The sequence below is a fragment of the Mesorhizobium sp. M2C.T.Ca.TU.002.02.1.1 genome (assembly GCF_003997225.1).
In genome coordinates this window covers 1-2331 of the sequence record NZ_RZTO01000903.1, presented here as the reverse complement: position 1 = coordinate 2331, position 2331 = coordinate 1, and the positions used below count along the sequence as shown (strand labels likewise).

The window sequence follows — 2331 nt, the reverse complement described above, 5'->3', positions numbered from 1 at the left end:
GTCTTCACGCGCGGCACGCCGACGTCATTGATGAAGAGCTGACCGTCCTTCATCTGGATCTTGTCGCCGGGCAGGCCGACGACGCGCTTGATGTAGTCGACCGACGGGTCCGGCGGGAACTTGAACACCACCACGTCGCCGCGCTTGGGCTCCGAACCCCAGATGCGGCCCGAGAAGAGATCGGGGCCAAACGGCAGCGAGTAACGCGAATAGCCATAGGCCCATTTGGTGACGAAGAGATAGTCGCCCTCGAGCAGCGTCGGCCGCATCGAGCCCGACGGAATGGAGAAGGGCTGGAAGAGCAGCGTGCGGATGACGAGCGCGAGCAGCAGAGCCTGGATGATGACGGAGACGGTTTCACCAAGTCCGCCGGATTTCTTCTGCGATTTTTCAGCCACGCTCATGTCGTCCTCGATTGTGCGATGTTGGTATAGAGTCTCGGCGCGCGCTGAGCAACGTCATGCCGCTCGTGGTCAGATGGAATCAATGTGGCGCTTGTTCGGCGGGCACTGCCTCGATGATCACAAAGGCTTGAGCAAGCGGGAAATCGTCGGTGATGGTGAGATGGATCAGCGCGCGGTGGCCTTTCGGCAGGATTTTCTCCAGCCTGGCCGCGGCGCCGCCGGTCAGCGCCATGGTCGGCGCGCCGCTCGGCAGGTTGACCACGCCCATGTCGCGCCAGAACACGCCCTCGGCCATGCCGGTGCCCAGCGCCTTGGCGCAGGCCTCCTTGGCGGCGAAGCGCTTGGCATAGGAAGCCGCGCGGGCGGCGCGCTTTTCCGACTTGGCCTGTTCCACCTCGGTGTAGATGCGCTGGACGAAGCGCTGGCCGTGCCGCTCCAGCGATTTCTCGATGCGTCTGATGTCGGTCAGGTCGCTGCCGATGCCGATGATCATTGCGCCGGCACTTCCCGTCCGCCCTGCCCTGCCTTCTTCTCGGCACGCTCGGCCATGCGCTTCCTGCGCTGCTCGCGAAACACGGTCATGCCCCAGCGGGTGATGGCGTAGAAGACGAGCCCAAAGACCAGGCCGAGCGGCACCGCACCGATCAGCATCGGTTCAAGAACGGGGTGCCAGAGCTTGGCGAAGGAAAGCTTGTGCATCATTTCGCCCAGATGCTCGGGCGGCCCGTGCTTCGGCAGATGTTCGTGCAGCAGCAGCTTGCCGGTTTCCCAGGACGCGCCCCACAAAAGCGGAAAGGTCAGCGGATTGCCGAAGAACACGGCGCCGAGCGCAGCCGCAACCAGATTGCCGGCGATGATCCAGCACAGCACGGCCGCGACGATGAAGTGGAAGCCAAGCGGGAAGAAGGAAGCAAAAACGCCCGCGGCGACGCCGGCGGCGACCGAATGCGGCGTCGCCTTCAGCCGCAGGATGCGTTTGGAGAAATACTGCACGGAACGTGAGAACGAGCGGCGCGGCCATAGATAAGTACGCACCCGCTCCAGGAGGCCATCAGGCTCTCGGCGTCGAAAAAGCACTCTGTTCCAGTTCCCGGTCCAACATGCGCTGCCCCTGCCACCACCGGGTCGCGCCAAACATATCTTGCGCTTCGAGGGCGCAGAAAGGCAACAAGACTTTGATATAGCGACGACCGAACCGCGCAACAACGAAACGCCGCCGCGATGGTCTGCCGCAGGCTGTAACAAGGCCGTCATTCTGGCGAAACTGAGGAAGACAACCGGGATGCGAGCCAAATGATCACCATTCGACCGGCGCGGGCCGAGGACGCCGAGGCACTGCCGCGGATCGAACAGTCCGCTGGATTGGCGTTCCGCGCCATAGCGGAACTGGCGTGGCTCGCCGACGGCGACAATGTCAGCGTCGAGCGGCACCGCGCGCTGATCGCGGGAGGCGCATGCTGGATTGCCGCCGACGAAGAGGACCGGCCGATCGGCTTTCTCAGCGCCGGGATCGAGGGCGACGCGCTGCATGTCTGGGAGTTGGATGTGGGCCTCGATCGGCAGGGCCAGGGCATCGGCCGCGCGCTGCTCGAGCGAGCGGTCGCGGACGCCAGGCGGCGCGGCCTGGCCGCGGTGACGCTGACCACGTTTCGCGCCGTCGCCTGGAACGCGCCCTTCTACCGCAAGTTCGGATTTCGCATTCTGGAAGATGCCGAGATCGACGGACGGCTGGCCAGCCTGCTCAGCGACGAGGCCGAGCACGGCATGGCTTCGGACCAGCGCTGCGCCATGCAGCTCGATCTCAGGTGAGCGGATACTCGCTGACCTCGACCAGGTTGCCGTCCGGATCGCGGAAATAGACCGACATCATCGGGCCGCGCGCGCCGATGCGCCGGACCGGGCCGACTTCGATCGCCACGCCATAGGC

At 64.8% G+C, this 2331-nt stretch carries 4 protein-coding genes and 1 pseudogene; 1 reads left to right on the top strand and 4 read right to left on the bottom strand.

Features of this window, described 5'->3' with window-relative positions:
• From lepB to EOD07_RS31205, 3 genes are all read right to left on the bottom strand, one after another.
• Positions 1 to 404: signal peptidase I (gene lepB / locus EOD07_RS31215; protein ID WP_127238025.1), on the bottom strand; the 404-nt coding region annotated here is incomplete at its 3' end.
• Positions 405 to 483: 79 nt separating this feature from the next.
• Complete coding sequence (gene acpS, locus EOD07_RS31210) at positions 484 to 897, bottom strand: holo-ACP synthase (RefSeq protein ID WP_127238024.1); 414 nt, start codon at positions 895 to 897, stop codon at positions 484 to 486.
• Positions 894 to 1481, bottom strand: a complete 588-nt coding sequence (locus tag EOD07_RS31205) for a DUF2062 domain-containing protein (RefSeq protein WP_073987139.1) — start codon at positions 1479 to 1481, stop codon at positions 894 to 896. The genes acpS and EOD07_RS31205 overlap by 4 nt, the downstream gene beginning before the upstream one ends.
• Positions 1482 to 1697: 216 nt before the next feature.
• On the opposite strand from EOD07_RS31205, the gene EOD07_RS31200 reads away from it, so the two are divergent.
• Positions 1698 to 2213 carry a GNAT family N-acetyltransferase gene (locus EOD07_RS31200; RefSeq protein WP_127238023.1) on the top strand — a complete coding sequence of 172 codons (516 nt, stop codon included), beginning with the start codon at positions 1698 to 1700 and terminating at the stop codon, positions 2211 to 2213.
• On the opposite strand, the pseudogene EOD07_RS38770 reads toward EOD07_RS31200, so the two are convergent.
• Positions 2206 to 2331, bottom strand: a pseudogene (locus tag EOD07_RS38770) (VOC family protein); the annotation flags it as partial. The gene EOD07_RS31200 and the pseudogene EOD07_RS38770 overlap by 8 nt on opposite strands.

Excerpts from the sequence above, each read along its gene's own strand:
- acpS (WP_127238024.1), bottom strand. The coding sequence starts at position 897 with ATGATCATCGGCATCGGCAGCGACCTGACCGACATCAGACGCATCGAG.
- EOD07_RS31200 (WP_127238023.1), top strand. The coding sequence starts at position 1,698 with ATGATCACCATTCGACCGGCGCGGGCCGAGGACGCCGAGGCACTGCCG.